At 71.0% G+C, this 2,746-nt stretch carries 5 protein-coding genes and 1 pseudogene; all 6 read left to right on the forward strand.

Annotated features, from left to right (window positions below):
- A pseudogene (locus HUU96_RS14405) lies at positions 1–294 on the forward strand (helix-turn-helix domain-containing protein); the annotation flags it as partial.
- A complete protein-coding gene (locus tag HUU96_RS14410) occupies positions 291–470 on the forward strand; it encodes a hypothetical protein (RefSeq protein ID WP_174293430.1) in 180 nt (59 codons plus the stop codon). The pseudogene HUU96_RS14405 and the gene HUU96_RS14410, both read left to right, overlap by 4 nt.
- The gene (locus HUU96_RS14415; RefSeq protein ID WP_174293431.1) at positions 467–730 is read left to right on the forward strand and encodes a hypothetical protein; all 264 of its coding nucleotides are present in this window, start codon (positions 467–469) and stop codon (positions 728–730) included. The genes HUU96_RS14410 and HUU96_RS14415 overlap by 4 nt, the downstream gene beginning before the upstream one ends.
- 277 nt (positions 731–1,007) lie before the next feature.
- Positions 1,008–1,250, forward strand: coding sequence for a DUF2312 domain-containing protein (locus tag HUU96_RS14420; protein WP_174293434.1), 243 nt, complete (start codon positions 1,008–1,010; stop codon positions 1,248–1,250).
- Positions 1,251–1,285: 35 nt separating this feature from the next.
- A complete protein-coding gene (locus tag HUU96_RS14425) occupies positions 1,286–1,678 on the forward strand; it encodes a hypothetical protein (RefSeq protein WP_174293432.1) in 393 nt (130 codons plus the stop codon).
- The coding region (locus HUU96_RS14430) for a ParB/RepB/Spo0J family partition protein (RefSeq protein ID WP_174293433.1) at positions 1,675–2,746 on the forward strand (1,072 nt) is incomplete at its 3' end. The genes HUU96_RS14425 and HUU96_RS14430, both read left to right, overlap by 4 nt.

The raw sequence follows: 2,746 nt of genomic DNA on the forward strand, positions 1-2,746 counted from the left end.
TACCTGCGCGAGTGCCGCGAGGCCGCCGGCGTGTCGCTCGAGGACCTGGCGCTGCGCACCGAGACGCTGCCGCCGGTCTGCGCGCGCCGCCGCGCCGAGTGGCTGGCCGACATCGAGGCGGGCGCACCGATCGCGATCGCGACGGCTCTCTGGATTCACACCCTGTTCGAGTTCGACTGGCGGGTGCTGCTCGATCTCTCGGCCGAGCAGCTCGACGTCGCCAACCCGATCGAGCGCGATCGGCTGATCCTCACCGCGGTCGGTCCGCGTCACCCGACCGGAGACGTCGCGTGAAGGCGCTGAATTGCGCTCACGCGCTAGCCGCGATCGGCGCCGGTCTGGCGGCCGCCGCCGCCACTCTCGGCCGCGACCGCGTCGCCGTCGTGCTCCTCGTGCTGATCGTCATCGACCTGTTCGTCTGCCTGCAGGTCGCCCTGATCCTCGCCTCCAAGCCGGAGAACCGCCTGTGACCATTCACCGCCTTCACCGCGTGTACGACCTGCACCGTCCCGAGCCGATCCGAGTCGAGATCCACGACCACGACTGCGACTGCCCCGCCTGCGCGCCGTACCTGCAGCCGGCGGCGCCGTTGCCGCGCAGCCACCTGACCTTCGCCGAGCTCGGCTGGCTGGCGGCGCTGGGCATGGCGATCGGCCATGTCATCGCGTTCGCCTACGACCCGCACGGCGCCTGGCTGGCGCTGACCACCATGTTCGCGGGTGGGCGGTGATGGCGCGCCCTTCGTTGGCAGTTCTGGGCGGGGAGGACGGCGATCCGGTGGCGGTCGCGCGCGATCTGACGCCGTGGTGGGCAGAGAAGCTTCGTACGCTGCCGAGCGACGAGTTCCCACGACCGGCGTGGCTGAAGGCCCGTATGTTGGAGAGCCTGCTCCGCCGTGGCTGGCTGGAGCAGACCGGCCGGGTCGTAGGAGGTGCTTGGGTCTACCGATTCACGGCGTTCGGCCGCGCTGTGCGAACCGCGCTGTGACCGAGGAGCGCCAGGAAGGCATGGGCGGCGGCCGCGTCGCGGCCGAAGAGCTGCGCCTGCTCATCGAGCGCGCCGAGCGCCTCGAGGAGGAGAAGAGGGCGCTCGGCGACGACCTGAAGGACGTCATGGCCGAGGCCAAGGGCCGCGGCTACGACGCCAAGGCGATCCGCCGGATCATGCAGATCCGCAAGAAGAAGCGCGAGGAGTACCAGGAAGAAGAGGCGATCCTCGAAACCTACATGCAAGCGCTGGGCATGCTGTGAAGGCTGCTGCTCCATCGCCGGCTCGCCAGCTCCGGATGCTCGAGCTGCTACGCTCGCACGGTCTGGTGCTCGCAGGTCCGGACCAGACCGTCCTTCGCTATCTCCAATTTCGCCGCCACGCGCGGGCGCTGCCTCTGCACGACATCCGCGGCAAGACCACGTTGGCCCGCGCCTGGCAGATTACCGATGCCGGCGTCGCCGCCGCGCTGCGCCTCGCAGAGCCGAAGCGCCGGCGCCGCGTCGCCGCGCCCGAGCACCTGCAGATCGACCTCGAAGAGGCGATCGCCGCCAGCTCGGGGGGCGAGCCGGAAGCCGCCCCCCTCCCCGATCCCGACGCGCCGACGGTGACCGCCGCCGGCGTGAGCGCACCCCAAAGGCCGCCCTGTCGAGACACGCGCTCGCGGCCAAGCCGGAGACGCCGCTCATGACTAGCACGACCCTGACCATCGACCAGCTGCGCCTGTCGCCGCTGAACGTCCGCACCAACCAGGTCGACCAGGCCGCGACCAGCGCGCTGGAGGCCTCGATCAAGTCCGAGGGGCTGCTCCAGTCGCTGTCGGTCCACCCCATGCGCGGCAACGGCAAGATGTGGGGCGTCTTCGCCGGCGGCCGGCGTTACCGCAGCATCCGCGCGCTGGTCGACCGCGGCGAGCTGCCAAAGGACTTCCCGATCGCGGTGATGGTGCACGAAGCGCCCGACGCCGAGATCGTCGCCCGCTCGCTGGCCGAGAACATGCTGCGCCGCGACCTGCACACCTATGAGGAGTGCGCCGCCGTCGCGCGCGAGAACAAGCTGGGCCACTCTCCCGAGCAGATCGCGGCACGGCACGGTCAGGAGCTGGTGTGGGCGCGCCGGCTCATCCGCCTCGGCAACCTCGCCCAGCCGGTGTTCGATGCATTCGCCGCGGGGCGGATCTCGGACGACCAGGCGCGCGCCTTCGGCGCAACCGAGGATCATGCGCTGCAGCTGCAGGCCTTCGAGGCGCTGATCAACCTGCCGGAGCATGCCCGCAAGCCGCAAGCAATCCACGCCTGGCTGCGCATCGACGACGCCGAGGAGGCCAAGCTGCTCCGGTTCGTCGGCGGCGACCCTTATCGGGACGCCGGCGGCGCTTATGAGCTGGACCTGTTCGCCGATGGTCTCGACGATCGCGGCCGCGTCACCAACCCGCCACTGCTCCGCCGGTTGGCTGATGCCAAGGTCGACGCGCTGCGCGCCGAGGCGCGCGTCCGCGTCAGCCGACCAGACCTGCGGTTCGTCTCAGCGCCGCCCCACGGGGCCTATGGCGGTCCCGACTATACGCTCGCAATCACGCCGGAGGGCGACGATGGCAACGTCACCCTGCCCGACGGCGATGTCGTTGCCTGCATCCAGATCACGCCGGACGGCGAGGCGGAGACCAGCTTCTGGTGGGCTAGCCGCAAGGCGATGGAGGACGCGACCAAGCCCGCCCGGGCGGCGCGGCCGGAGCGCGCGCGCGGAGCGTCGCCGGCGC

This window comes from Sphingomonas bacterium (genome assembly GCF_903644135.1).
Lineage (GTDB): Bacteria > Pseudomonadota > Alphaproteobacteria > Sphingomonadales > Sphingomonadaceae > Sphingomonas.